The organism is Neorhizobium galegae (assembly GCF_021391675.1).
GTDB classification, from domain to species: Bacteria; Pseudomonadota; Alphaproteobacteria; order Rhizobiales; family Rhizobiaceae; genus Neorhizobium; species Neorhizobium galegae_B.
This window is the reverse complement of record NZ_CP090095.1, coordinates 4,600,842-4,624,700: the sequence shown is the minus strand read 5'-3', so window position 1 is coordinate 4,624,700 and position 23,859 is coordinate 4,600,842. Positions and strand designations below refer to the sequence as shown.

The window sequence follows — 23,859 nt, the reverse complement described above, 5'->3', positions numbered from 1 at the left end:
GATCGACTACGGTCCGACGCTTTCGCCCGCAAGCGACGAGACGCCGACAATCTCGATACCGCGCTGCGAGACTTCCTCGCTCCATTGCCTTATCGCATCGATGCTCTCGTCGAAAGCCGAGGCGATGCCGATTGCCGTGCCCTTACGGCCGGCAATACGCTCGAGTTCGTCGAGCTTCTTGAGGATGGCGTCCTTCTGCAACTGCCCGTCAAGCGTCAGATCGCCAAAGGCATGGGGCAGTTCGATCGCCTTGGCAACGATCGCCGTCTTCGACTGCGCGGATGTCCCGTCGTCGAGGAAAAGCAGTCCCCGCTTGGAAATATCACGCAGGACCGGTTCCAACGCGCCGGCATCCGAGAGATAGCGGCCGCCGAGATAGTTCATGACGCCGGTATAGTTGGTAATCTCGCCCATGGCCCGGTGAAGGCGGCCGAGATTATCCTTCGCTGACATCTTGGTCAGCAGGGTCCCGGGGCCTGGATCGTTCGCCGGGTAATCAAATGGTTCAAACGGCACTTGGATCAGGATTTCGTGGCCGGCGCGGCGGGCTTCCTGCATCCAGCGCTGCAGGCTGTTGCCGCTGACGGCGAAGGCGAGCGTCACTGTCGGCGGCAGGTCGCGGATTGCCCGCTGGGTGCCCGTCTGACTGAGGCCGAGACCGCCGACGACGATCGCGATGCGGGTTCCGCGCGCGCCCGACCAGGGGCGCGCATATTGATCCATCGGCCGCTGCCCGCCGGGTCCGACAATCGGCAACCGGCCATGGGGCGAATCCTCCAGAAGCGCGTCGTTGGGCTGGGCAGCCATGCGAGGGTCCTGGCCGATCCGCTGGGTGCCGATCATTACCGGCCCGCTGCCATCGCGCGAGCGTGGCGTATACTTGGTCACGACCGACCCGTCATCGGTGAGCGTCCGCTCGATATTGGCCCCGGAACCGGGATCGGAACGAGGCATGCCGACGGATGGCTGCGGCGCCGCGTTCGGGTCGGGTTTGGCGGAGGGCTGGGTCTCTTCCGGCTTGGAAGCAGGCGGAATGTTGGAGGCGGTTCGCTTCAGGGCATCATCGCCGCGCATGGCGTAGAGCGAAAGTCCCAGGACGCCGGCAACCGTGAGCATCGCGAAAACGATTGCGAGAGAAAACCTTCGGTTCCGTCGCCGAGCGGCCGGCCGGTTCTGTCCGAGCGGTGCATGGAGATCGGTGCCCAAGGTCTGTTCCGCGTTTCTTCAGCAGATACGAAGAACCGGCCAGCGAGACGTTTTCGACGCGTCACGCTGGCCGGCCCGATGGATGTCTTTACTTCTTGATCGTGGCTGCCGCCGCCTTGTCCGGGCTGGGCGGGAAGGACGGGTCCTTCTTGGTACCGCGGAAGAGGTCGAGCGCATAGTTGAGCTGGATGTCGTCCTTGGCTTCCGGCGGCACGTAGGCTGCGGAACCGGAACCTTCGTCGGTCTCGGCTGCACCCTGGATGTGGCCGCGCAGGCTGGATTCACCTTCAGCCCGGATCTTGCCCTGCAGTTCCGGCGGCAGCGGCTGATCGACCTTGATATCCGGCTGGATGCCGGTGCCCTGGATCGACTTGCCCGACGGCGTGTAATAGAGCGCGGTGGTCAGACGCAGCGCGCCGGCATCGCCGAGCGGGATGATCGTCTGAACCGAACCCTTGCCGAAGGAGCGCGTGCCGAGAACCGTGGCACGGCGCAGATCCTGGAGCGCACCGGCGACGATTTCCGAAGCGGAAGCCGAGCCGCCGTTGACAAGTACGATGACCGGCTTGCCGTCGGTCAGATCGCCGGGGCCAGCGTTGAAGCGGCGGGTCTCGTCGGCATTGCGGCCGCGGGTCGAAACCACTTCGCCACGTTCCAGGAAGGCGTCGGAAACGTTGATCGCCTGATCGAGCAGACCGCCCGGGTTGAGGCGCAGATCGAGTACGTAGCCCTTCAGCTTGTCCGCCGGGACGTCCGCCTTGATCTTCTTGATCGCCTTTTCGAGGTCGTCATAGGTCTTCTCGGTGAAGGAGATGACGCGGACATAACCGACATCGCCGCCTTCGACACGGGACTTCACGGCGCGGACCGCGATGATGTCGCGTACCACGGTGATGTCGAGCGGCTTGTCGGCGCCCTGACGGATGATCGTCAGCTTGATCGGGGTGTTGACGCCGCCGCGCATCTTCTCGACGGCTTCTTCGAGCTTCAGGCCGCGCACCGGCGCGCCATCGATCTCGGAGATGAAGTCGCCTGCGAGAATGCCGGCCTTGGAAGCGGGCGTATCGTCGATCGGCGCGATGACCTTGACGAGTTCGTTCTCCATCGTCACTTCGATGCCGAGGCCGCCGAACTCGCCACGCGTCTGCGTGCGCATGTCTTCGGCATCCTTGGAATTCATGAAGCTCGAATGGGGGTCGAGCGAGGTCAGCATGCCGTTGATGGCGTTCTCGACCAGCTTTTCCTCATCCGGCGGCGTCACATACTGGGCGCGGACCCGTTCGAACACGTCGCCGAAGATCGACAATTCCCGGTAGGTCGAAGGGCCGGCGGCCTGCGCCGGCACACCGGCCGAATAAATCACGCTCATCGCGGTCGCACCCAAGAGTGCACCGACGATGACAAGAGAAGCCCTACGAATCATTTCGTGCCCTTCCAGTTTCTTTCGAGGTCCACCACGGCTTGGAATCGACCGGTGTGCCATCTTTTCGGAATTCAATGTAAAGCGTTGGACGATCTGTTTCCAGCGCCAATGCGGTTGCGCTTGCCACTCTTTTCTCACCCATCACGGCAATGGGTTCACCTGCGAAAACGAACTTGCCCTGCCGCGCGTTCACAACGTCCATGCCGGTCAGAACCAGATGGTATCCATCTCCGGCATTGAGGATGATCATCTGTCCGTAACTCCGGAAGGCTCCGGCGAAAACCACCAAGCCGTCAGCCGGCGCCGTCACCACGGCACCCGCGTTCGAAGCAACAGTCATGCCTCTCGCCGTGTGCCCTGTCCCGTCGGCGTCGCCGAACCACCGCAATACATCTCCGGCGACCGGAAGCTCCAGCCTCTGCTTGAGGCTCGAAAACGCGTATGCGGGCGCAATGCGGTTTTTGTCAGGCACGCCGCTTTGGGCAAGCTGCTTTGCCCTTTCGCGTTCGGCGTCCGACATCATGCGCTGGCGCTCTTCTTCGGCACGTGCCCGATCGATCGCCTCGCGCACCGAGGCGATGTCGCCTTCGAACGACTGGATGAGGTTCTCGAGCGTGGTGGCGCGACCGGCGAGCTCCTCGGAGCGGCGGCGCTCGGCGTCGAGATCGGCCGCGTTGCGCTTGTTCAACTTTTCGTTTTCCGCAAGCAGCAGGGCCATGCGCCGGTCCTCCTCGAGGCTCGCGGCAATGGTGCTGGAGACGGTGGTCTTCTCGGTCATCGCCAGCGCCTGGAGAGAGGCCAAGGATTGAAGGTCGGCAACGAGCTTGTCCGCCTCGTGGCGCATGCCGGGAACGACGGCGCCGAGCAGGATCGCGCTGCGAACGGAGGCGAGCGCATCATCGGGCGTCACCAGAAGTGCCGGAGGAGGATTGCGGCCCATGCGCTGCAGGGCGGCGAGCACTTCGGCCAGCACGGCGCGGCGGCCGCGCAGGGAGGTGCGGATACCGTCCTCCTTGAGCTTCAGTTCGGTGATCTTCTTCTCGCTGTCGAGGATTTTGGTTTCCAGCCCCCTGCGGCGTGCCGCCGAATCGATCAGCGCCTGGCGGACATCGGCGGTGTTCTTCCTGATATCGGCGATGTTCTTTTCGATGGCGGCAGCCCTGTCGCCCGAAATCTTCATGCTCTTGGTCAGAACTTCGAGCTCGCCGCGGGTTTCGTTGCGGCGGCGCTGCAGATCGGCCGTGGGATCGACTGCCGCGGCCGATGCCGCCTGGGGCGCCGTCGGCGAGGCCGCATTCTGGGCGCGGGCGGTATTGGAGATCTGGAGGGGCGGGATCAGCACGAAACCGAGACCCGCCGCCAGAAGCAGCGCGCGCCGGTACGATGTGATCTTGATTGTCCGCATTCCCGCTCCGCTATTCGCCGGATCGAGAAAGCCTAAGCTGATTTGCCCGGCGAGGCCACAAACAACATCGTGTTTGAAGGTAAACGATCGTTTAAGCTCTGTGATAGGGATGGCCCGAGAGAATGGTGACGGCGCGGTAGAGCTGTTCGGCAATCAGGATGCGCACCAGTTGATGCGGCCATGTCATCGAGCCGAGGTTGAGCACCATATCGGCCCGTTCGCGCAAGTCCGGGTCGAGCCCGTCGGCGCCGCCGATCACCAGCATCAGGTCGCGTTTGCCGCTGTCGCGATATCGGCCGATCACACCGGCGAAAGCCTCGCTGTCGAGCGCCTTGCCCCGTTCGTCGAGAAGAATGAGAACCGCGCCTTCGGGAAGCACCTTTTCGAGCGCGCCGGCTTCTTCGCGCTTGCGGGTATCGGCATTCGATGCGCGACTTTCCTGGATCTCGATCAGTTTCGACAATTCCAGGCCCACCGCCGGGCCAGCCTTGGCGAAACGGTCGAGATATCGGGACGCAAGTTCCTTCTCCGGTCCGGTCTTTAGCCGTCCCACGGCGAAAAGGCTTATTCGCATGTCCCTATCCGTTGGTTTTGCGGCCGAAAATTCCACCCTGCGGCGAGTTGGCACCCAGCCGCGTGATTTCGACCTCAGTCCGACCGGTTCAGGGCATGCCCGAACCCGTCAGTGCAGCAGCGTGCCTTCCTCGATATCCGGCGTCGCCCACATCTTTTCGATGTTGTAGAACGCGCGAATTTCCGGGCGGAACACGTGAACGATGATGTCGCCGGTGTCAATGAGCACCCAGTCACCCGTTTCCTGACCTTCGACGCGGGCGTTGCCAAGCCCCTCGTCCTTCAGATCGGAAATCAGGTGATCGCTGATGGCCATGACATGTCGGTTCGATCGACCGGAGACAACGACCATGTAGTCCCCGAGCGCTGATTTTCCAACAATGTTGATGGTGACGATATCTTCAGCTTTGGAGTCCTCAAGGCTTGCGAGGACCAGTTCGAGAGCACGGGCGGCAGCATCGGCGCCACGTTCCAGGCTCTGCGGGAGAACGGAGGCCGTCCTTCCCTTGGCGTGTACTGTTGTCAGGGTTTGTCCTTTCTTCCGGTAACAGCAACAGGCACTAACGCGAATCCGAGTCCGACTCGGCCGCTAACATATAGGTGACATCGAATTATTAATCTTTCAAGTAAGCGTCCGAAAAGGTGATAGAAAGATGTAGACCTTTTCGCGCCGCCTCGCGGCTGGCGCTAATCGGATTTCTGCCCGTTTGCGGCGCGGATCGCCGTGGAACTCAGGGCCGAACGCGGGCCGTGGATGAAGGTCCAGGCTGGCGCCCGCCGTTTCCAGAGCGTGCCGGCGTCGTCCTCATCGACGCGGGCGTAGTCGAAGGTGCGGGCCATTTTCGACGACAGGAACGACAGTGTCGCCCCCGGCCGGTCGATGACCGCGATCGGGAAGGTCGAGGCGATCGTCTGCCATTTCTGCCAGTGGTGGAAGGTCTTCAGGCTGTCGGCGCCCATCACCCAGACAAAATGCACGAGCGGGTTCCTGGCCTTCACGAAGGAGAGCGTATCGGCGGTATAGGAGCCGCCGAGTGTCTTTTCGAAGGCTGTGATCTTGATGCGAGGGTCGTCGATCAGCTTTTCGCTCATCGCCAGCCGGTCGCCGAGCAACGCAAGTTCGGAGCGGCTTTTCAGCGGGTTGCCGGGAGTGACCATCCACCAGAGCTGGTCGAGGCCAAGCCGGCGAAGCGCAATCTCGGCGACGAGGAGATGGCCCTCATGCGGCGGATTGAACGAACCGCCGAACAGGCCGACGGCCATGCCCCGTTCGGCATGCGGCATGACCAGATATCGGCGGTCGATCGTCTCTTCCCTCACGCGCGATCAGGGCCGGATCTGGCCGGTGCCGTGCACCCGGTATTTGAACGAGGTCAATTGCTCGACGCCAACGGGGCCGCGCGCATGCATCTTGCCGGTCGAAATGCCGATTTCGCCGCCCATGCCGAACTCGCCGCCATCGGCGAACTGGGTGGAGGCATTGTGCAGCAGGATCGCTGAGTCGAGTTCGTTGAAGAAACGGGAAACGACCTGCGGATCCTCGGCGATCACCGCCTCCGTGTGGCTGGAGGAATAGGTGTTGATGTGGCGGATGGCGCCGGAAATACCGTCGACGATCGCAACCGAGATCACCGCGTCGAGATATTCGGTGCGCCAGTCCTCCTCCGTCGCAGGCTTGAAGCCCGGAAACACCTTGAGGACGGCCGCCGAGGCGCGGATTTCGCAGCCGGCTTCCGTCAGTGCTTCAAGGACCGGCATCAGATGCGTGCCGATCGCGGCGCTGTCGATCAGCAGGGTTTCGGCCGCTCCGCAGACGCCGGTGCGGCGCATCTTGGCGTTGACGATAATCTTCTTGGCCATTTCCAGGTCCGCGGAGGCGTCCATGTAGATATGGCAGAGGCCTTCGAGATGGGCGAAGACCGGCACACGCGCCTCGTTCTGGACGCGGGCGACCAGGCTCTTGCCGCCGCGCGGCACGATGACGTCGATCGCGCCGTTAAGGCCCGACAGCATGGCGCCGACGGCGGCACGGTCGGTGGTGGGCACGATCTGGATCGCGTGTTCGGGAAGGCCCGCCGCCTTCAGGCCGGCGACGAGGCAATCGTGGATAGCCTCCGACGACCGGGCCGAATCGGAACCGCCGCGCAGGATCACGGCATTGCCGGCCTTGAGGCAGAGCGCGCCGGCGTCGGCGGTGACGTTCGGCCGGCTTTCATAGATCACGCCGATGACGCCAAGCGGCGTGCGGACACGTTCGATATGGAGCCCGTTCGGACGGTCCCAGGCGGCGATGACTTCGCCGACCGGATCCTTGAACTCGGCGATCTCGCGTAGCGCCTGCGCCATGCCGGCGATGGACTTTTCGGTCAGCGTCAGCCGGTCGATGAACGATGGCAGCAGGTCTTTGCCTTCCACGCCTTTCAGGTCGGCGGCATTGGCAGCAAGGATTCCGTCCTGTGCGGCAAGGATCGCGTCCGCCATGGCCTGGAGCGCCTTGTTCTTCGCTTCGGTCGAAGCCGTTGCGAGCTCGCGGGCCGCAGCCTTCGCATTGCGGCCGATCTGCTCCATCACGGCGGCGACGTCGCCTGCCTTTGCAACCATATCAAGCATGGGCGGCATCCTCCTTGCGATCTTCTTTTTTGGCTTTACGCTTCGCCGGCCCGGTCATCACCAGGTCGTCGCGATGGACCATGGCGGCGCGGCCGGCATAACCGAGGATCGCCTCGATCTCGCCGGACTTGCGCCCGGTGATCTGGCGGGCCTCTTCGGCATCGTAGCTCACAAGTCCTCGGGCGATTTCGCGACCGTCGACACCGATGATTGCGACCGTGTCGCCGCGATGGAAGTGGCCGTCGATCCTGCGCACGCCGGCGGGCAGCAGGCTCTTGCCGGTGCCGAGCGCGGTTTCGGCGCCTTCGTCGACGAAAAGTTCGCCGGCCGGCTGAAGCTGGCCTGCGATCCAGGTTTTTCGCGCAGTCACTGGGGTCCCCGAGGGCGCAAACCAGGAGGAGCGAGCGCCCTGTTCAATCGCGCGCAGCGGATGCTCCGTCTTGCCGGATGCGATGATCATGGCGCAGCCGGCGCCGGTGGCGATCTTGCCGGCATCGATCTTGGTGCGCATGCCGCCGCGCGACAGTTCGGACGCAGCGCCGCCGGCCATGGCTTCGATCTCCGGCGTGATCGCGGGCACGAGTTCCAGGAATTTCGCGTCGGGGTCGAGATGCGGCGGGGCGGTATAAAGGCCGTCGATATCGGACAGGAGCACGAGCAGGTCGGCGCTGGTCATGGTGGCGACGCGGGCGGCGAGGCGATCGTTGTCGCCATAGCGGATTTCCGTCGTGGCGACCGTATCGTTCTCGTTGATGATCGGCACGGCGCCGATCTTCAGAAGCTGGTTGATGGTGGCACGGGCGTTGAGGTAACGACGGCGCTCTTCCGTGTCGCCCAACGTCAGCAGGATCTGGCCCGCCACGATGCCATCGCGAGACAGGCTTTCCGACCAGGCGCGCGCAAGCGCGATCTGGCCGACCGCCGCCGCTGCCTGGCTCTCTTCGAGCTTCAGCGCGCCCGAGGGCAGGTCGAGCACGGTGCGGCCCATGGCGATCGCGCCCGAAGAGACGACCAGAACGTCGATGCCTCTCGCCTTCAACGCGGCGATATCGGCGCAGATCGCGTCGAGCCATTGCGACTTCAGGCCCGTCTTGCGGTCGACGAGCAATGCCGAGCCGATCTTGATGACAATACGGCGATGGCCGGCGAGAGGCTTGCGGACTGCCGTCATGCGTCCTCGTCCTCATCGAAATCCTGGATGGGGGTCGAGCGATCGGGCAGCGCGGTTTCATTGACTCCGCTCGCCTCGACGATGACATCGCGCAACGCGCGCAGCACCTCGGTCATGCCCTTGCCGGTGACGGCGGAGATCAGGAACGGCGTCTGGCCGCAGGCCTTTTCTAGTTCCTTCGCCTTCTTCTTCAGTTCCTTGTCGTCGAGCACGTCGATCTGCGACAGCGCCACGATGACCGGCTTGTCGGTCAGGCCACCGCCATAGGCCTCGAGTTCGTGTTTGACGGTCTTATAGGCCTTGCCGACCTTTTCCTCGACGGAGGAGACCAGATGCAGGAGCACGCGGGTGCGCTCGACATGGCCCAGGAACCGGTCGCCGATGCCGACACCCTCATGGGCGCCTTCGATCAGGCCCGGAATATCAGCGAGCACGAATTCGCGGCCGTCGATCGTGGCGACGCCGAGATTGGGATGCAGCGTCGTGAACGGGTAGTTGGCGATCTTCGGACGGGCGCGGGTGACGCTGGCAAGGAATGTCGACTTGCCGGCATTCGGCATTCCGACGAGACCGGCATCGGCGATCAGCTTCAGCCGCAGCCAGATGGTTTTTTCCTCGCCCTCAAGGCCGGGATTGGCCCAATTCGGCGCCTGGTTGGTCGCGCTCTTGAAATGGGTGTTGCCGAAGCCGCCATTGCCGCCCTTGGCGAGCCGGAACCTCTGGCCTTCGCGGGTCAGGTCGATAATCAGAGTCTCGTTATCTTCCTCGAAAATCTGAGTGCCGACGGGCACTTTCAACGTCACTTCGCCGCCATTGGCGCCGGTGCGGTTGCGGCCCATGCCGTGGGTGCCGGTCTGGCCCTTGAAATGCTGCTGGAAGCGGAAATCGATCAGGGTGTTGAGGCCGTTGACGGCCTCCACCCAGACGTCGCCGCCGCGCCCTCCGTCACCGCCATCGGGTCCGCCGAACTCGACGAATTTTTCCCGCCGGAACGAGACCGCGCCCGCGCCGCCGTCGCCGGAGCGGATATAGACTTTTGTCTCGTCGAGAAATTTCATCTTGTCGCCGTCAGTCTTGTGTTAGTCGGGATGCCTGTCGCTTCAGGTAGGGCGCTCAGTGCATGTCGATAGGGGTTTCGATATCGTCGGTTGGGGCGGAGGTCAAAGAATATCATGAAGTTTGTCAGCTATAACATTCAATACGGGATCGGCATGGATGGTATGTTCGATCCCGAACGCATAGCCGCGAGTATCGAGGGAGCGGATGTGATCGCGCTTCAGGAAGTGACCCGCGGTTTCCCCAGGAATGGCCATGTGGATCTTGTCGCCCGTTTCTCGGATCTGTTTCCGGACCATTTTCATGTCTATGGCGCACCTTGCGACCTGCTGCTCGACGTCTCGGTCGAGAACGGCCGCCGTATCGAGCGCCGCTTCCAGTTCGGCAACATGATCCTGTCGCGCTGGCCGATCCTTTCCACCCGCCATCTTCTGCTGCCCCGCAGCCGCACCGTCGAGATGCTCAACCTGCAGCGCGGAGCGCTGGAGGCGGTCATCGTCGCACCCGGCGGGCCGCTTCGTGTCTATTCCGTCCACCTCGATCATGTCTCTCCCGATGAACGGCTCGGCCAGATCCGCTATCTCAAGGAGCGGGTGGTGAACTTCACCTCTGAGGGCGGCTCGTTGACCGGTGCCGCCGAAGAGGGTTTCCCCGATCTGCCGCTGCCGGAGGATTTCCTGCTGATGGGCGATTTCAACATGGAGCCGGAATCGACGGAATATATCGCGCTCGCCGGCCAGCGGGACCGTTATTACGGTCGCATCCTGCGCGCCAACGAGCCCGTCGACGTGCTGGACCGCCTCGGATCGGTGACGCCGGAAACCTATACTTGGGCGAAGCCGCCGGGCGACGGGCCGATAAAGATGCATCTCGATCATTGCTTCGTGAATGCCGGGCTGGTGCCGCGGCTGAAAAACGCCTGGATCGACAATGAGGCGCCTGGTTCCGACCATTTCCCGGTCTGGGTCGAGGTCGAGTGAGTGATCCGGCGGAGTTTCCTCCGCCGGGCCTTTGTTACCTGAGCGTCACGGTCGGGCCGGCCGCCGGAAATCCTCGGGCAAAAGCATGGTCTCGATATGCGGGACCAGGCGGTTGCGGGACGTGCTGAAGAGCTGGTTCGCATCGACGATGGTGAAGCCGAGCTTCTTCTGGACGTTCAGCGAGGCCAGATTGTCCGCAAAGGCGCCGGAAAAGACCTGCGCTTCCGGCATCCGCCGGAAGAAACGTTCCAGCGCCCCGGCCACCGCTTCGGTCATGTAACCCCGATCCCAGTAGAGCCGGTTCAGCCAGTAGCCAAGACGCCATTGACCGCGTCTCGGCTCCAGGCAGACGGCGCCGATATGGGTATCGTCACCGGTGGTGATCGCCAGCGTCCAGTCCGGCAGGATGCCCGATGCATGCGGGACGAGCCAATCCAGCGCGTCCTGGCGGTCATAGGGCTGCGGCACTCGCGCCAGCATGCGGGCGACCTTGAAATCGCAGAGCGATTCGGCAATCGCCGTCGCGTCGGTGATCTTGTGCGGGCGAAGAACCAGCCTTTCCGTGGTGATGACCGGGCAGGGGCCGGGCATCGTGACAGTCGAACTCGTCTTCTGGAGGACGGCGGCGTTCATCGCAGTTCTCCCCAGCTTCTCAAGGACATCCAGGTCTTGCGGTCGAGCCGGAACCACTCGACGGCGACCATGCCGCCAAGCGCCAGGCAATCGATCATGCCGGTGCCCTGGAACTGGAAGCCGCATTTCTGGATCACCCGCCGGGAGGCGATGTTGGTCACCCGGCAACGGGCATCGATATGGTCGATGTTGTTGCGGGTGCGGAAGGCCATGTCGATCAGGGCATGGGCGGCTTCCGTGGCATAACCCCTGTTCCAATGGGGTTCGCCCAGCCAATAGCCGAGTTCGAGCGTTCTCTCGTCCTGTTGCGGTTCGAGCGCGCAGCAACCGAGAAAGGCGCCGTTGTCTCCTCGCGTGATGGCGTAGACGCATTTGCCAATCTCGCCGGCCTTCGTGCGTCGCACGAAATCGGCTGCGTCCTTAGCCGTATAGGGATGCGGCATACGCGACACCATGGTCGCGATATTCGCATTGTTGGCGAGATGGGCAAGTGCGTCGATGTCTTCTTCGTGGGGGGTGCGCAGAACTAACCTCTGCGACAGTAAGACGGGGCAATCGCTTCTCGACCGGTCGGGTCTTAACCGGTCCTCTGGCGGCCGGGATTGGCTCGCCCTCAGTAGTTCGCCTTGCATGTTCAGTCCTCCTGTTGGGGAAAAGAAAAAGGGAAGATGGTGGTGTCCCATCTTCCCTTTTTTCTGACTGAACCTTTGGGCGTTCAGCCGGGTCGATGTGACACCGGCTGCTTAAAACGCTTGCCGGCTTTATTCTGCTGCTTCGGCTTTCGGCATTACGGACACGAACACGCGACCATTGGCCTTGGTTCGGTAATTCACATTGCCTTCGGTAAGCGCAAAAATGGTGTGATCGGTGCCGATGCCGACATTGGCGCCCGGATGCCACTGCGTGCCGCGCTGGCGCACGATGATGTTGCCCGGAATGACGGCTTCGCCGCCGAACTTCTTCACGCCAAGGCGCTTGGAATTCGAATCGCGACCGTTGCGCGACGAACCGCCAGCTTTTTTATGTGCCATTGGAGTTCTCCTTTACCCTTCGAAACCCGTTGTTAAGCCAAGATGTCCGTGATGCGGACGACCGTGTGATGCTGGCGATGGCCGCGAATCCGCTTGGAATTCTGACGGCGACGCTTCTTGAAGGAAAGAACCTTCTTGCCGCGATTATGCTCGACCACTTCGGCCTTGACCGTCGCACCCGCAACAAAGGGAGCGCCGAACTTGGCATCGGCACCAACGCCGACAACCAGGATTTCGTTGAATTCTACGACAGAACCAGCTTCGGCTTCCAGCTTCTCGATGGTGAGCACGTCGTTGGCTGCCACGCGGTACTGTTTACCGCCGGTCTTGATGACTGCGAACATTTTTTATCCTTTCATGTTCGTTTCCGGCTCTGCCTTGAAAAGGCGGCCGTCTTTTTATCAGTCGGGCTCTAGCAGGGTTTCGAAAGAGGTGATCTTCCGGAACTTGCTGCCGGTGGAATTCGCGTGGCTGTTCCAACAACCTCCACACAAACAAAGAGGCATGGACACTTTTCCACGCCTGATCGCGAGCGGACATACGCGAGCGACAAAAAACTGTCAAGACGAAAGGATGTAAAGACTTGATATTCGCCCCTTGCCAGCCCCATGTTTGCCCGCTATGAGAACGCCCGCGCTGACCAACGCGTCGTCACGTCTTAAGCGGAGAGGTGGCTGAGTGGTCGAAAGCACCGCACTCGAAATGCGGCGTGCCTGCGAGGGCACCGTGGGTTCGAATCCCACCCTCTCCGCCATAGGTTGAGTAACTCTCCGCCAGATATCCGTAACTCCTTGGGTTTCCTCGCTAATCGCCAGTTCGCTCGCGGCTTCTGAGGAGCGAAAATCATGCGGGTATCGCGCCCGGTACACCTTCCGGTAAACGTCGGGGTATCGCCAGAATCACCGAATCAGGCATCGCGTTCAACGCGAAAGAAAATGGGCCAAGGCAAAGGTCCCGGTTCCTACCTGGCCAAATCAGGTTCCGTTTACATCTTCCAGATTAAGATGCCCAAGGCGAGCGGCGGCACGCGGGATATCCCGCCGCTGCGTTTGAGCCTTGGGGCCTGTTCCCATAGACGAGCCAGGCTGTTGGCCGACCTTCTGGCGGCTAAGGCCAGGCTGATGTTCGATTCGATGAGGTTTGGCAGAGGCATGCAGGAAGACGACCCAGCCGATAGCGAGATGCAGGCGCTCGAAAAGATCATCGAGATGAAAGGCGAGCTGAAAGCATACCTGCGAATGATCGAGGGGCCGGAGGCGCCAATCGCCGCCGAGGAACTGCAGAAGACCGCGGGCATTCGCGACCTCGTCAATCTTAGTCGCGAACTGGAGAAACAGGCGAGGGGCGAGCCCTTCAACGAACTGATCATCGGCCATGCCGAGATGCTGAAGCAATCGGCGATCGCCAAGCTCTCGAACTCATCCGCGCTCATGGATCCGAAGCCGAACGTTGCCGTCAACTTAACGCCGGCACCGCTGGTGAAGACGAGCCAGCCCGACGTCCATCAAGCCCTCGTCGCTGAGCCTCCTGCATGGAGCGGCCCCGATCGCCCTCGCGATGCAGAAGGAAAATTAATCCCGGCTTTCGAGCTGGACCGCCGATCGGTCAAGCGGCCACAGTCATCCCAGTTAAGACTGAGTGACGTGATCCCGACCTATCTTGCGACGCGAAGGCTTTCAGGCGGCGCCAATATCGAGCGGGATCTGGCCACGGCGGAGAGCCGTCTCGCGCTCTTTGTCGAACTGATCGGTGATCATTGCGTCGACACCTATGTTGCCGCCGATCTTCAGGCCTTCATCAATCACATGCAGTATTGGCCGGGAGACAATAATCAGCGCGATCCAAATCTCTCGCCCTGGCAGGTCATCGAGGACAACAAGGACCTTCACCTGAAGCCTTTGGCCGAGAAGACATTGAAGGAAGGCTATCTCGCCGTCGTCAAAGCGGCGGTCAGATCATCCATTACAGGGGGCGGTTTCACCGATCCTTTTGCCGGTGCGCGGCTGACCTTTCCGAAGACGGCAGCAAGCCCACGGAAAGCGACGCCCATTGGCACCTCTAAGATGAACGCGCTATTCCGTGAGGGCGTCGAGTCCGGGTTGATGGAGGACATCATGCTTCCGCTCCTCGGGCATCTGACATCACGACGACTTGGCCTGCTGATCCATCTGCGAGGCACCCATATCCGCGAGCAGTTTCCAGACGTCTGGGTTGGCCAGGTAACGCGTCTGTCAAACGTCAACGGTTCCTGGACCACCGTTCCCGTCAAGACGCAGGATAGTGAGCGTTACTTCGTACTCCACGGCTTCCTTAACGAAATCGGTTTTATCGACTGGGCAACACGTCAAGGATCGAATTTCCTCTTTCCCAACATCATGAAACTGGTGGATCCGAGCAAAAGCGGCTCGTCCTATATGCAGCGTCTGTTCAAAAGAGCAGGGATCAAGGGCAAGTCGGGCGAGGAGAGTTTCGGTCGGCGGGAGGTATTCCACTCGCTACGAAGCGGCAACATCCAAGACATGCGAGACTCGGGCGTCGATCCGCGCGACCGCCGCGTGCAGGCCGGACACAGTACCGGCAGCGATGAGCATGATCTTTACGGGTTTGACGTCGCGACGGAAAAGGAAGCACGGAAACTTAAAATCCTGCCGCTTGATCCTGAAATCGACTACTCGATCTTCCGAGGGCTGGATTTCGACGAGATCGCCAAAAATGGCAGGGTTGCGGGACCGCCGAAGCGGAAATGATTTCCTGGACGCGTGTGTGGATCGGCCAAGCGAAAGCGCACGCGTTCCATGGAGAGGCGTGGGCGATCCGATTGCCTGCTGCTCAGGTGCGCACCTGCGAGACCGAGGCCTGAAACTTCGGAAAATCGATTCAGAAGCAAACGGCGTTTCACGAAGTAACGGGGGGACGAAGTCCCTGTAAGAGAACGCCGTTTGCAACAACAGGCACCGTCACGTGCCATAAGTCGTCAATCTTGTAAGATTGAAATCGTCAGGCTCGAAGGCGAACTTTGCGACGGAAGGGACTGTCGTCGTGGCGATAGCGATCGACGAGCGCATCGAAGACCTCGTATGACGCCCGCTCGTCAAAGCCCTGGTCGAGCAGTTTTTCGACCAGGATATCGCCAAGTTGGTCAACGCGATCTGCCCGCCCCTCTTTCAGGTGCGCACTGATCGACCAGGCCAGCAACAGGCGGGCGACGTCGTCGCGATCCGGGCGCCGCTCGGCCTTGTGCCGGTCCCGGAGCTGCTGCTGCCTCTCCCTCTGCTTCGCATTCCGCTCGCGCTGCGGCTGTCGTGCCATCTGTTCCTCCCTTTGATGTCGTTGGTGATACCTTCAATGGTCAGAGGACCGGCGGACCGGCGCAAGCCGTTTGTTGCGGAAACGGAATCATGATGTTCTGAATCGGAATTCCATGACTTCGAATCGGATGAGCGCAATTTGTCTCGATTTGCCGGGACATTTAGACAGGTTGCTGGTGACGTGTGTGGAATGATAGTGGGCGGCCAGGCGGAGCCTGAAGAAGTCTCTACGAGCACCCGCGCTGATTTCTGAATCGGAAATCCGCGTTTTGGAATCGTTGGCGCTGAAGGCGGAATCGTTCGCTCGGAAATGAGAATCGTTTGCCGAGTGTTTTGAATCCCGAGCCGTTTGCTTTGAATCGAATGACCGCAATTTGTTTCAAAGCGCCGGCACTTTGAGGCGCTGTGGTCTCAACGTGTCCGCGACGGATGACGACCTATATCGCGGTACGGTCGCTGGCCGACAGGCTCGAGCACGCCGCCAGCTCGTAGCGGCATGACGGCGTGCTTGTGCGTGGCCTCATTGCCGCTCTTGCGCACCGCATGGAAAATATCTGCCACATCGCGCGGCAGCACCTGCTGGGTGGCGAGGCGCCGGAGAAGATCATGCGTCGTCTCACGGGCGGCGGCATCATAGACGCCGGAGAGCGTCTGCGATCTCCTTTACCATGTATTCGCCGAACTGACGGCTTTTGATCAGCGAGGTGTTGGCGTCTTCTGCGAAGAAACGCTCGGCGAGCACACCAAGGCGATGCAGTTCAGGGCTGATCTCTTTCAGATGATCGAAATTCGCCGACAACGCCCCACCCAGATGCTTCTTATCGCCCACGTCTGGAACATGCCCCAGGTTGTCGGGGCAGGCAACGAAGGTTGCACTCCCCGTCTGACCGACGTCTCTGAGGGGTGTGATCAAGAGCGGAAATCATTTCCGCTTTGGGGGCGGAGGCGGACCGTCTGCTCTTGGGCTATCGAAAACGGATGCCGTCGTTCGCATTCGCTAAAAGATGGTTATTCAACCCTTTGCTCCATACCCCAGCTCTGAACATGTGCTGTCGTGGATTGAACAGGATTCGCGACGACGACGATGTGGGGCTAGCGGGATGGGGGAGTCTACAGAACAACCTGTAGACGTGGTCAGGCCCTTAGCCCTAGGAAGAATCGAGATTCGTCGCACCCAGTTCATTGATGGTCGAGTTAGACGGTGTCTTCGAAGTGAACGGCCGCGATGATCGATTCCGCGACGGTCGCCACCGGCACCCGTTTCGCCGTCGTCCGATCGCGAAGCAGCTTGTAGGCGGCTTCTTCGTCAAGACCATTCATTGTTCGCAGCGCGGCTACGGGGGCGACTGGCTTGCCAAGTACGCCGCCAGTCGCATTGATCATCCTCAATGGCGAGCACTGTTCCCACAACGTGCTCGCTTTCCGTAACTTGCGTCACGCCGTTGGATCATTGATGAGTGCATAGTCGCTATCGACAAAGATAGGCGGGATCTCGATCAGCGAGGCGCCCTTGGCTCCGTGGTCGATGACCTCGAATACGGCGGTCAGCATGCCCTGGACGTCCTGTCGCACCATCTCAATCTGGTCGCCGAGCAGTGCCGCGAAGGGATCCCAGTCGAAGCAGCCCATGACAGGCGTGTGATTGGCATAGTGGCCGGAGCGCTTGATCCACCGCATGACACCTTCGAGCGAAATTGTGGAATTTACGAACATGCCGCTCGGCAGCTCACCTTCCGCCCTGGCCAGCGCTTGAAGGGACGTCTCGGCTTTTTCCGGTGCGTATCCGCAGGTCAGGATATGGCTTTCGTCGATCGGTACACCAATATCGGCATGGGCCGCGCGAAAGCCGCGAACGCGCTCCGCGGTGTTGTGATCGCTACCGCGGCCGCCGATGAAGAGAAGCGGGCGCGCTACGCCCAGCTTACGTTCGCTGTTGACGAGAATGCGCCGCGTCAATTCTCGGGCGCCGGTGAAATTGTCGGAGATGATGGAAGGCGCTTTGGTGCCGGGCAGATCGAGGTTGAGGCTTCCGACGCCCGCGGCTCCGCAGAGATCACTGATGCGGTCGGGATCCGTGGCGCCGGTCGAAACCAGCCATTCGACCTGATAGGAAAGCATGGTCCGGGCCGCTTCGACCTCCAATTCAGGGTCGCGGCGTGTGCAGGTGATGATCGGGAAGAGACCCCGCTCGCGTGCCATGGTTTCGAAGGTCTCGACGATCGATCCGAAATAGCGGTTGTCATATTTGGGCACGATCATGCCGATGATCTTCGACTTCTCCCTCCGAAGCAGGCTGGCCTGCATGTTGATGGCATAACCCTGCTCCTCCGCTAGCCGGGTGATCTTCTCTGCCAATTGACTGCTGATCCTGCGCTTTTTCCAGTTCCCGTTCAACACGGCGCTGACAGCGCTGGCCGACGTTCCCGCAAGCTCGGCCAGGTCATAGATCGTAATCTTTTTTGTCGGCCTGTCCTGATTCACTCATATCTCCACTTCGATCACAGCTTGACATTATTGAAGGAAGGTGGCAATTCTGCTTCATCGATTGAGCATGGTTGCGCAATCGATGAATTTGGTTGGCTGTGGAGGGTCGATCAGGGAGGCATCCGGGATAATCCACGATCATGACCGCGCCGATCCGTTCGGCGGGGACAGTGATCTCCATGCTTTGCCGCCTGTTGCGGCAAGGCTGGAGGAGAGGCTTGGGCATGAAACCGGAGCGCGTACCTCAACACGTGTTTATTCATTCAAAAGGAGGAAACCATGAAATTCCGTTCAATGATGATGGTGTCGGCCGCTGCCGCCGCCATGTTTGCCGGTTCGGCCTATGCGCAGGAGGCGGCTACCGTCGCATTCCTGATGCCGGACCAGGCGTCGACGCGCTACGAGAACCATGACTATCCGGGCTTCAAGGCGGAGATGGAAAAGCTCTGCCCGAAATGCAAGGTCATCTACCAGAATGCCAATGCCGACACGGCGCTTCAGCAGCAGCAGTTCAATTCGGTCATCGCTCAGGGCGCCAAGGTTATCGTGCTCGACCCGGTTGACTCGGCTGCAGCCGCCGCGCTCGTCGAGATCGCGCAGTCCCAGGACGTCAAGGTGATTGCCTATGACCGTCCGATCCCCGCCAAGCCGGCGGATTTCTACGTGTCGTTCGACAATCAAGGCATCGGCCATGCCATCGCCCGGTCGCTGGTCCAGCATCTCAAGGCACGCGGCGTTGCAGAAGGCGCCGGCGTGCTGCAAATCAACGGCTCTCCCACCGACGCGGCGGCCGGTCTTATCCGTGACGGTATCCATCGGGGCCTGAAGGATTCCGGCTACAAGACACTGGCGGAATTCGATACGCCCGAATGGGCACCGCCGAAGGCCCAGGAATGGGCTGCCGGCCAGATCACTCGCTTTGGTGCAGCTATCAAGGGCGTTGTCGCCGCCAATGACGGCACGGGCGGCGGCGCGATCGCTGCCTTCAAGGCTGCAGGCGTAAACCCTGTTCCGCCCGTCACCGGCAACGACGCGACGATCGCGGCCTTGCAGCTGATCATCTCCGGCGACCAGTACAACACGATTTCCAAACCGTCGGAAATCGTGGCGGCCGCTGCCGCCAAGGTGGCGGTACAGCTTCTGAAGGGCGAAAAGCCGCAGGCGAAGACCTCGCTTTACGACACGCCGTCCGAGCTCTTCGTGCCCGCCGTCGTGACTGCGGACAACATCAAGGCGGAAATCTTCGACAAGAAGATCCAGACTGCCCAAGAGGTCTGCACCGGTGAATATGCCGAAGGCTGCAAGAAGCTCGGCATTACCAAGTAACCTTCTATCGAGATGTCCGGCCGCGCCGATGCCCGGCCGGACATGCCCCCGAACCTAAAAAGAGCGTCAAGCCATGGTGCAAGAACACAAGGCGGACCCGGAGAAGGGCAGTCCCATTCTCCGGCTCAGCAATATCTCGAAAAACTTTGGTGCGGTGTCGGCGCTGACCGATATTGATCTGGAAGTGCGTGCCGGCGAAGTCGTTGCGCTCGTCGGAGACAATGGCGCGGGAAAGTCAACCCTGATCAAGGTTCTGGCCGGAGTGCACCAGCCATCGTCCGGTAAAATCGAGTTCTGCGGACGGGAAGTATCGCTCGACAGTCCAAGCCGTGCGCTGGAACTCGGCATTGCTACAGTGTTCCAGGATCTAGCCCTCTGCGAAAATCTCGACGTCGTCGCCAATCTTTTCCTGGGTCACGAACTGTCGCCGTGGAATCTCGACGAGATCGCCATGGAAGTCCGCGCTTGGACGCTTCTGAAGGAGTTGGCGGCGCGCATTCCATCGGTGCGAGAGCCGATTGCTTCGCTGTCGGGCGGCCAGCGCCAGACAGTTGCCATCGCGCGATCCCTGCTTCTCGACCCGAAAATCATCATGCTCGACGAACCAACCGCGGCTCTCGGCGTGGCGCAGACGGCCGAGGTTCTGAACCTCATCGAACGCGTCCGCGATCGCGGATTGGGCGTCATTATCATCAGCCACAACATGGAAGATGTGCGTGCGGTTGCCGACCGCATCGTCGTCCTGCGCCTGGGGCGCAACAACGGCATCTTCAGCCCCGACGCATCCAATCAGGAACTCGTCGCATCCATCACTGGAGCCACGGAAAACTCCGTGTCGCGCCGTCTGGACCGCAAGACGGGCCATACCGAAACCAGCGGGAGCGCCGCATGAGCCAGAATATGTCAAACAAGGATCAGGCGCTCGACCGCAGCGACATCAGGGTCAAGCATGACGATGGCCTGAGCGGCATGCTCAGGAGTTTCGTTGATCGCGTGCGATCCGGCGATCTGGGCATGCTGCCGGTGGCGGTAGGGCTGGTCGTCATCTCAACGGTCTTCAGCATCCTCAATCCGATCTTCCTGGCACCGAACAATCTCGTGAACCTGCTGTTCGACTGCGCGACCGTCGGCATCATCTCGCTCGGCATCGTCTGCGTCCTGCTGTTGGGCGAGATCGACCTGTCAGTCGGCTCGATGAGCGGCCTGTCATCGGCTATTATCGGTGTGCTCTGGGTCAATTCAGGTCTGCCTGTCATCGTCGCGATCTTCGCGGCGCTCGCGACTGGCGCTCTTGTCGGCGCGCTCTACGCTCTGATGTACAACCGACTGGGCATGCCGAGTTTCGTTGCCACGCTTGCAGGACTGCTCGCACTTCTCGGTTTGCAACTCTATATCCTTGGCCCGACCGGGAGCATCAATCTTCCCTATGCCTCGCCCCTGGTGCGCTTCGGTCAGATCCTGGTGATGCCGGATTGGATGTCGCACATTCTGGCGTTGGTGCCGGGTCTCATCATGGTCATTGCCGGCTTTGCCATTCGCAAGCGCAGGCAATCGGTCAACCTCTCCTCGCAACCATTGAGCAATCTCCTGATCAAGGTTGCCGTGCTGACGGTCGCTCTGGAATTCGCCGTCTATTATTTGAACCTTGGCCGCGGTGTGCCGTGGATGTTCGGCCTGTTCGTGGCGCTGGCCGTCATCTTGAACTATGCACTGACGAAGACGCAGTGGGGGCGGTCGATGTTCGCGGTCGGCGGAAATCGTGAAGCGGCCCGCCGCTCGGGCATCAATGTCCGTCGCATCTACCTGAGCGCCTTCATGTTGTGCTCGACCTTGGGCGCCCTCGGCGGCATCCTCTCGGCATCTCGCCTGGCATCATCCAGTCAGCAGGCCGGCACCGGCGATGTCAACCTGAATGCGATCGCGGCAGCCGTCATCGGCGGGACAAGCCTGTTTGGCGGTCGTGGCAGCGCTTATTCGGCGCTGCTCGGCATCATCGTCATCCAGGCGATCTCCAATGGCCTTACCCTGCTCAATCTCAATTCGTCCCTGCGCTACATGATCACCGGCGCGGTGCTTGCGATTGCCGTCATCGTCGACTCGCTTGCGCGCCGTTCGCGTGTCAGCCATGGCCGTGCCTAACAATAAACTGGAGGAAATCTCATGGCTGAACTGATGAAGGGCAAAGTTGCCGCAATCACCGGCGCCGCATCGGGCATTGGTCTGGAATGTGCCCGCACCCTCTTGAGGGAAGGCGCAACCGTGGTGCTGATCGACCGGGCAAAGGACAAGCTCGAAGCGCTGTGCTCGGAACTCGGAGACCGCGCTAAACCGTTGGTGGTCGATCTGCTCGACGGCAAGGAGTTGTCCGGTATCCTGCCGCGCATTCTTGAGATTGCCGGCGGTCTCGACATCTTCCATGCCAATGCCGGTGGCTATATCGGCGGTCCGGTCGCGGAAGGCGATCCGGATGCCTGGGACCGGATGCTCAACCTCAATATCAATGCCGCTTTCCGCTCGGTTCACGCGGTGCTGCCACATATGATCGCGCAAAAGTCAGGCGATATCCTGTTCACGAGTTCTATTGCCGGTGTGGTGCCGGTTGTGTGGGAGCCGATCTACACCGCATCGAAATTCGCTGTTCAGGCTTTTGTCCATTCGACCCGCCGACAGGTCGCAAAGGATGGGGTGCGCGTGGGCGCAATTCTGCCCGGTCCCGTGGTCACCGCTCTGCTCGATGACTGGCCGAAGGCCAAGATGGAGGAAGCGTTGGCGAATGGCAGTCTGATGCAACCGAAGGAAGTGGCCGATGCTGTCCTCTTCATGCTGTCTCGCCCTCGCAACGTCACCATCCGCGACCTCGTCATCCTGCCCAACAGCGTTGATCTCTGATCGGCGCCGACGGCACCTTCCCGATATCCCAAGATCTGCAAGAGCCAACACCATGATCGACGCAGCGAACACCACAGCGCCCGCCGCCTCACGCTATCTCATCGGCGTCGATGTCGGCACTGGAAGCGCGCGTGCCGGGCTCTTTGATCTTTCGGGCCGGCTGCTGGCGGTGGCCAAGCGCGATATCTCCCTCTTCCGGGAGGCCGGCACCATTGCCGAGCAGTCGAGTACCGAAATCTGGGACGCCGTCTGTACGGTTGTCCGCGAGGTGGTCATGGCTGCCGGGGTGGATACGGCGGCGATCATTGGTCTTGGTTTTGATGCAACGTGCTCGCTGGTCGTGCTCGGCGAAGGCGGGCGTCCTCTCGCTGTTGGTGCATCAGTGGATCCCAACCGCGACATTATCGTCTGGATGGACCACCGTGCCGTCGCCCAGGCGGAACGGATCAACGATATGGGGCACGATGTCCTGCGATATGTGGGCGGACGGATTTCCCCCGAGATGCAGACACCGAAGATCCTTTGGCTGAAGGAGAATCGTCCGGAAACGTTCGATGCGGCGTGGCAATTTTTCGACCTCGCCGATTTCCTCACCTGGAAGGCAACCGGCGACCTTGCGCGCTCCACCTGCACCGTGACCTGCAAATGGACCTATCTTGCCCACGAGCGAAGATGGGACCCGACCTATTTCCAAGAGATCGGTCTCGGGCCGCTTGCTGACGAAGGTTTCGCGCGGATCGGCACACGCATCGTCGAGCCAGGGACACCGCTGGGGCAGGGGCTGACGGCGGAGGCCGCGAAGGCCATGGGATTGCAGCCAGGAACTGCTGTCGCCGCTGGTATGATCGATGCCCATGCTGGCGGGATCGGCACTGTTGGTATCGGTGGCCGTCCGGCAGCCAATCTCGCCTATGTCTTCGGAACCTCGTCCTGTACCATGACATCCACCGTCGAGCCCGTCTTTGTGCCGGGCGTTTGGGGACCGTATTATTCAGCCATGGTGCCTGGCATGTGGCTCAATGAAGGGGGACAAAGTGCCGCCGGCGCCGCGATCGATCAATTGCTGGCCTTTCATCCTGCCGCAGCAGACGCGAATGGGATAGCAGAGCAGCGACGTGTGCCGCTGCCGGTCCTGATCGCTGATGCAGCCGCTGAAAAAGCCGGCACCACTTCGGAGGTCGTACGTCTGGCGACCGGCCTGCATGTCGTTCCAGAATTTCTTGGCAACCGTGCGCCTTTTGCTGATCCCCATGCCCGAGCGGTGATCGCAGGCCTTGGCATGGAGCGCGATTTTGGCAGTCTCGTCGCGCTGTATGTGGCGGGGCTCTGTGGCATCGGTTACGGTCTGCGACAGATCATCGAGGCCCAAGCTGAAGCCGGTGCACATATCGAAAACGTCGTCATCAGCGGTGGTGCGGGGCAGCATGAACTGGTCCGACAGATACTTGCCGACGCCTGTGGCGCGCCGGTGATCGGGACCCTATCGGAAGAGCCGGTTCTCTTGGGTTCGGCTGTCCTTGGAGCGGTCGCAGGCGGCGCCTTTCCGGACGTAGTCTCGGCGATGAAAAGTTTCTGCAACCTTTCGCATGTTTTCAGGCCAACGGGGGGCGAACTGGCGGAGATCCATGCCAAACGCTACTTCGCCTTTTCGGAATTGCAGAAGCTGGCCAGAGGGTTGAAAGATAGTTGATTTTGCTCGAAGTTACCCAAGCTGCTAGCGGTCGCGAAGTCGCCGTCGGCAAAGTAGTGGCGAAGAAGGCTTCC

24 protein-coding genes, 1 tRNA gene and 1 pseudogene are annotated in these 23,859 nt (G+C 61.1%); 8 read left to right on the top strand and 18 right to left on the bottom strand.

Annotated features, from left to right (window positions below):
- Nucleotides 1-6: 6 nt before the first annotated feature.
- From LZK81_RS22660 to obgE, 9 genes are all read right to left on the bottom strand, one after another.
- Complete coding sequence (locus LZK81_RS22660; RefSeq protein ID WP_233954766.1) at nucleotides 7-1,206, bottom strand: divergent polysaccharide deacetylase family protein; 1,200 nt, start codon at nucleotides 1,204-1,206, stop codon at nucleotides 7-9.
- Between the two features lie 88 nt (nucleotides 1,207-1,294).
- A complete protein-coding gene (locus tag LZK81_RS22655) occupies nucleotides 1,295-2,629 on the bottom strand; it encodes a S41 family peptidase (RefSeq protein WP_046606671.1) in 1,335 nt (444 codons plus the stop codon).
- The gene (locus LZK81_RS22650; RefSeq protein ID WP_233954765.1) at nucleotides 2,619-4,034 is read right to left on the bottom strand and encodes a murein hydrolase activator EnvC family protein; all 1,416 of its coding nucleotides are present in this window, start codon (nucleotides 4,032-4,034) and stop codon (nucleotides 2,619-2,621) included. The genes LZK81_RS22655 and LZK81_RS22650 overlap by 11 nt, the downstream gene beginning before the upstream one ends.
- A 91-nt stretch (nucleotides 4,035-4,125) precedes the next feature.
- A complete protein-coding gene (rlmH, locus tag LZK81_RS22645) occupies nucleotides 4,126-4,608 on the bottom strand; it encodes a 23S rRNA (pseudouridine(1915)-N(3))-methyltransferase RlmH (protein WP_233954764.1) in 483 nt (160 codons plus the stop codon).
- 108 nt (nucleotides 4,609-4,716) lie between these two features.
- Complete coding sequence (gene rsfS / locus LZK81_RS22640; RefSeq protein WP_046612078.1) at nucleotides 4,717-5,178, bottom strand: ribosome silencing factor; 462 nt, start codon at nucleotides 5,176-5,178, stop codon at nucleotides 4,717-4,719.
- A 116-nt stretch (nucleotides 5,179-5,294) separates the two neighbouring features.
- Nucleotides 5,295-5,891: a nicotinate-nucleotide adenylyltransferase gene (locus LZK81_RS22635; RefSeq protein WP_233956670.1), complete on the bottom strand. Its 597-nt coding sequence runs from the start codon at nucleotides 5,889-5,891 to the stop codon at nucleotides 5,295-5,297.
- Between the two features lie 42 nt (nucleotides 5,892-5,933).
- Nucleotides 5,934-7,217, bottom strand: coding sequence for a glutamate-5-semialdehyde dehydrogenase (locus LZK81_RS22630; protein WP_233954763.1), 1,284 nt, complete (start codon nucleotides 7,215-7,217; stop codon nucleotides 5,934-5,936).
- Nucleotides 7,210-8,388 carry a glutamate 5-kinase gene (gene proB, locus LZK81_RS22625; protein WP_233954762.1) on the bottom strand — a complete coding sequence of 393 codons (1,179 nt, stop codon included), beginning with the start codon at nucleotides 8,386-8,388 and terminating at the stop codon, nucleotides 7,210-7,212. Before proB ends, LZK81_RS22630 begins: the two co-directional genes overlap by 8 nt.
- The gene (obgE, locus tag LZK81_RS22620) at nucleotides 8,385-9,446 is read right to left on the bottom strand and encodes a GTPase ObgE (protein WP_233954760.1); all 1,062 of its coding nucleotides are present in this window, start codon (nucleotides 9,444-9,446) and stop codon (nucleotides 8,385-8,387) included. The genes proB and obgE overlap by 4 nt, the downstream gene beginning before the upstream one ends.
- A 114-nt stretch (nucleotides 9,447-9,560) precedes the next feature.
- Here obgE and LZK81_RS22615 point away from each other — a divergent pair, with 114 nt between their 5' ends.
- Nucleotides 9,561-10,424, top strand: a complete 864-nt coding sequence (locus LZK81_RS22615) for an endonuclease/exonuclease/phosphatase family protein (protein WP_046612081.1) — start codon at nucleotides 9,561-9,563, stop codon at nucleotides 10,422-10,424.
- A gap of 45 nt (nucleotides 10,425-10,469) precedes the next feature.
- On the opposite strand, the gene LZK81_RS22610 is transcribed toward LZK81_RS22615, so the two are convergent.
- The 4 genes from LZK81_RS22610 to rplU all read right to left on the bottom strand — a co-directional run bounded on the left by LZK81_RS22610 (nucleotide 10,470) and on the right by rplU (nucleotide 12,432).
- Nucleotides 10,470-11,057: a GNAT family N-acetyltransferase gene (locus LZK81_RS22610; protein WP_233954758.1), complete on the bottom strand. Its 588-nt coding sequence runs from the start codon at nucleotides 11,055-11,057 to the stop codon at nucleotides 10,470-10,472.
- Nucleotides 11,054-11,689, bottom strand: coding sequence for a GNAT family N-acetyltransferase (locus tag LZK81_RS22605; protein WP_046606681.1), 636 nt, complete (start codon nucleotides 11,687-11,689; stop codon nucleotides 11,054-11,056). Before LZK81_RS22605 ends, LZK81_RS22610 begins: the two co-directional genes overlap by 4 nt.
- Nucleotides 11,690-11,818: 129 nt before the next feature.
- A complete protein-coding gene (gene rpmA / locus LZK81_RS22600) occupies nucleotides 11,819-12,088 on the bottom strand; it encodes a 50S ribosomal protein L27 (RefSeq protein WP_046606682.1) in 270 nt (89 codons plus the stop codon).
- A gap of 32 nt (nucleotides 12,089-12,120) precedes the next feature.
- On the bottom strand, nucleotides 12,121-12,432 hold the full coding sequence (gene rplU, locus LZK81_RS22595; protein WP_007757413.1) for a 50S ribosomal protein L21: 312 nt from the start codon (nucleotides 12,430-12,432) through the stop codon (nucleotides 12,121-12,123).
- A gap of 320 nt (nucleotides 12,433-12,752) precedes the next feature.
- On the opposite strand from rplU, the gene LZK81_RS22590 reads away from it, so the two are divergent.
- Both LZK81_RS22590 and LZK81_RS22585 read left to right on the top strand, forming a co-directional pair.
- Nucleotides 12,753-12,842 (top strand) — tRNA-Ser (locus tag LZK81_RS22590).
- Nucleotides 12,843-12,933: 91 nt separating this feature from the next.
- Entirely contained in the window at nucleotides 12,934-14,835 is a 1,902-nt protein-coding gene (locus LZK81_RS22585) for a hypothetical protein (protein ID WP_233954756.1), read from the top strand.
- Between the two features lie 250 nt (nucleotides 14,836-15,085).
- Here LZK81_RS22585 and LZK81_RS22580 read toward each other — a convergent pair whose 3' ends face one another.
- The 5 genes and pseudogenes from LZK81_RS22580 to LZK81_RS22560 form a co-directional block, all read right to left on the bottom strand.
- Nucleotides 15,086-15,397, bottom strand: a complete 312-nt coding sequence (locus LZK81_RS22580; protein ID WP_233954754.1) for a hypothetical protein — start codon at nucleotides 15,395-15,397, stop codon at nucleotides 15,086-15,088.
- A gap of 410 nt (nucleotides 15,398-15,807) precedes the next feature.
- On the bottom strand, nucleotides 15,808-15,972 hold the full coding sequence (locus LZK81_RS22575) for a hypothetical protein (protein ID WP_233954753.1): 165 nt from the start codon (nucleotides 15,970-15,972) through the stop codon (nucleotides 15,808-15,810).
- A gap of 55 nt (nucleotides 15,973-16,027) precedes the next feature.
- Nucleotides 16,028-16,309 (bottom strand): hypothetical protein, encoded by a 282-nt coding sequence (locus LZK81_RS22570; RefSeq protein WP_233954752.1) that lies wholly within the window; start codon nucleotides 16,307-16,309, stop codon nucleotides 16,028-16,030.
- 281 nt (nucleotides 16,310-16,590) lie between these two features.
- Nucleotides 16,591-16,734, bottom strand: a pseudogene (locus LZK81_RS22565) (ANTAR domain-containing protein); the annotation flags it as partial.
- 96 nt (nucleotides 16,735-16,830) lie between these two features.
- Nucleotides 16,831-17,877, bottom strand: coding sequence for a LacI family DNA-binding transcriptional regulator (locus tag LZK81_RS22560; RefSeq protein ID WP_233954750.1), 1,047 nt, complete (start codon nucleotides 17,875-17,877; stop codon nucleotides 16,831-16,833).
- A 297-nt stretch (nucleotides 17,878-18,174) separates the two neighbouring features.
- On the opposite strand from LZK81_RS22560, the gene LZK81_RS22555 reads away from it, so the two are divergent.
- The 5 genes from LZK81_RS22555 to LZK81_RS22535 all read left to right on the top strand — a co-directional run bounded on the left by LZK81_RS22555 (nucleotide 18,175) and on the right by LZK81_RS22535 (nucleotide 23,785).
- The gene (locus tag LZK81_RS22555) at nucleotides 18,175-19,206 is read left to right on the top strand and encodes a sugar ABC transporter substrate-binding protein (RefSeq protein WP_418936510.1); all 1,032 of its coding nucleotides are present in this window, start codon (nucleotides 18,175-18,177) and stop codon (nucleotides 19,204-19,206) included.
- A gap of 73 nt (nucleotides 19,207-19,279) precedes the next feature.
- The gene (locus LZK81_RS22550; protein ID WP_233954748.1) at nucleotides 19,280-20,098 is read left to right on the top strand and encodes an ATP-binding cassette domain-containing protein; all 819 of its coding nucleotides are present in this window, start codon (nucleotides 19,280-19,282) and stop codon (nucleotides 20,096-20,098) included.
- Nucleotides 20,095-21,345 (top strand): sugar ABC transporter permease, encoded by a 1,251-nt coding sequence (locus LZK81_RS22545; protein ID WP_233954746.1) that lies wholly within the window; start codon nucleotides 20,095-20,097, stop codon nucleotides 21,343-21,345. The genes LZK81_RS22550 and LZK81_RS22545 overlap by 4 nt, the downstream gene beginning before the upstream one ends.
- A 21-nt stretch (nucleotides 21,346-21,366) precedes the next feature.
- Nucleotides 21,367-22,095 carry an SDR family oxidoreductase gene (locus tag LZK81_RS22540; RefSeq protein ID WP_046668777.1) on the top strand — a complete coding sequence of 243 codons (729 nt, stop codon included), beginning with the start codon at nucleotides 21,367-21,369 and terminating at the stop codon, nucleotides 22,093-22,095.
- 52 nt (nucleotides 22,096-22,147) lie between these two features.
- Nucleotides 22,148-23,785 carry an FGGY-family carbohydrate kinase gene (locus LZK81_RS22535; protein WP_233954744.1) on the top strand — a complete coding sequence of 546 codons (1,638 nt, stop codon included), beginning with the start codon at nucleotides 22,148-22,150 and terminating at the stop codon, nucleotides 23,783-23,785.
- Nucleotides 23,786-23,859: the final 74 nt, after the last annotated feature.

Coding starts and splice junctions, on each gene's coding strand:
- rlmH (WP_233954764.1), bottom strand. CDS start 4,608: ATGCGAATAAGCCTTTTCGCCGTGGGACGGCTAAAGACCGGACCGGAG.
- LZK81_RS22545 (WP_233954746.1), top strand. CDS start 20,095: ATGAGCCAGAATATGTCAAACAAGGATCAGGCGCTCGACCGCAGCGAC.
- proB (WP_233954762.1), bottom strand. CDS start 8,388: ATGACGGCAGTCCGCAAGCCTCTCGCCGGCCATCGCCGTATTGTCATC.
- LZK81_RS22605 (WP_046606681.1), bottom strand. CDS start 11,689: ATGCAAGGCGAACTACTGAGGGCGAGCCAATCCCGGCCGCCAGAGGAC.
- LZK81_RS22635 (WP_233956670.1), bottom strand. CDS start 5,891: ATGCCGCATGCCGAACGGGGCATGGCCGTCGGCCTGTTCGGCGGTTCG.
- LZK81_RS22630 (WP_233954763.1), bottom strand. CDS start 7,217: ATGCTTGATATGGTTGCAAAGGCAGGCGACGTCGCCGCCGTGATGGAG.
- LZK81_RS22540 (WP_046668777.1), top strand. CDS start 21,367: ATGGCTGAACTGATGAAGGGCAAAGTTGCCGCAATCACCGGCGCCGCA.
- LZK81_RS22585 (WP_233954756.1), top strand. CDS start 12,934: ATGCGGGTATCGCGCCCGGTACACCTTCCGGTAAACGTCGGGGTATCG.
- LZK81_RS22615 (WP_046612081.1), top strand. CDS start 9,561: ATGAAGTTTGTCAGCTATAACATTCAATACGGGATCGGCATGGATGGT.
- obgE (WP_233954760.1), bottom strand. CDS start 9,446: ATGAAATTTCTCGACGAGACAAAAGTCTATATCCGCTCCGGCGACGGC.
- LZK81_RS22550 (WP_233954748.1), top strand. CDS start 19,280: ATGGTGCAAGAACACAAGGCGGACCCGGAGAAGGGCAGTCCCATTCTC.
- LZK81_RS22610 (WP_233954758.1), bottom strand. CDS start 11,057: ATGAACGCCGCCGTCCTCCAGAAGACGAGTTCGACTGTCACGATGCCC.
- LZK81_RS22650 (WP_233954765.1), bottom strand. CDS start 4,034: ATGCGGACAATCAAGATCACATCGTACCGGCGCGCGCTGCTTCTGGCG.
- LZK81_RS22535 (WP_233954744.1), top strand. CDS start 22,148: ATGATCGACGCAGCGAACACCACAGCGCCCGCCGCCTCACGCTATCTC.
- rpmA (WP_046606682.1), bottom strand. CDS start 12,088: ATGGCACATAAAAAAGCTGGCGGTTCGTCGCGCAACGGTCGCGATTCG.
- LZK81_RS22555 (WP_418936510.1), top strand. CDS start 18,175: ATGATGATGGTGTCGGCCGCTGCCGCCGCCATGTTTGCCGGTTCGGCC.
- rplU (WP_007757413.1), bottom strand. CDS start 12,432: ATGTTCGCAGTCATCAAGACCGGCGGTAAACAGTACCGCGTGGCAGCC.
- LZK81_RS22580 (WP_233954754.1), bottom strand. CDS start 15,397: ATGGCACGACAGCCGCAGCGCGAGCGGAATGCGAAGCAGAGGGAGAGG.
- LZK81_RS22655 (WP_046606671.1), bottom strand. CDS start 2,629: ATGATTCGTAGGGCTTCTCTTGTCATCGTCGGTGCACTCTTGGGTGCG.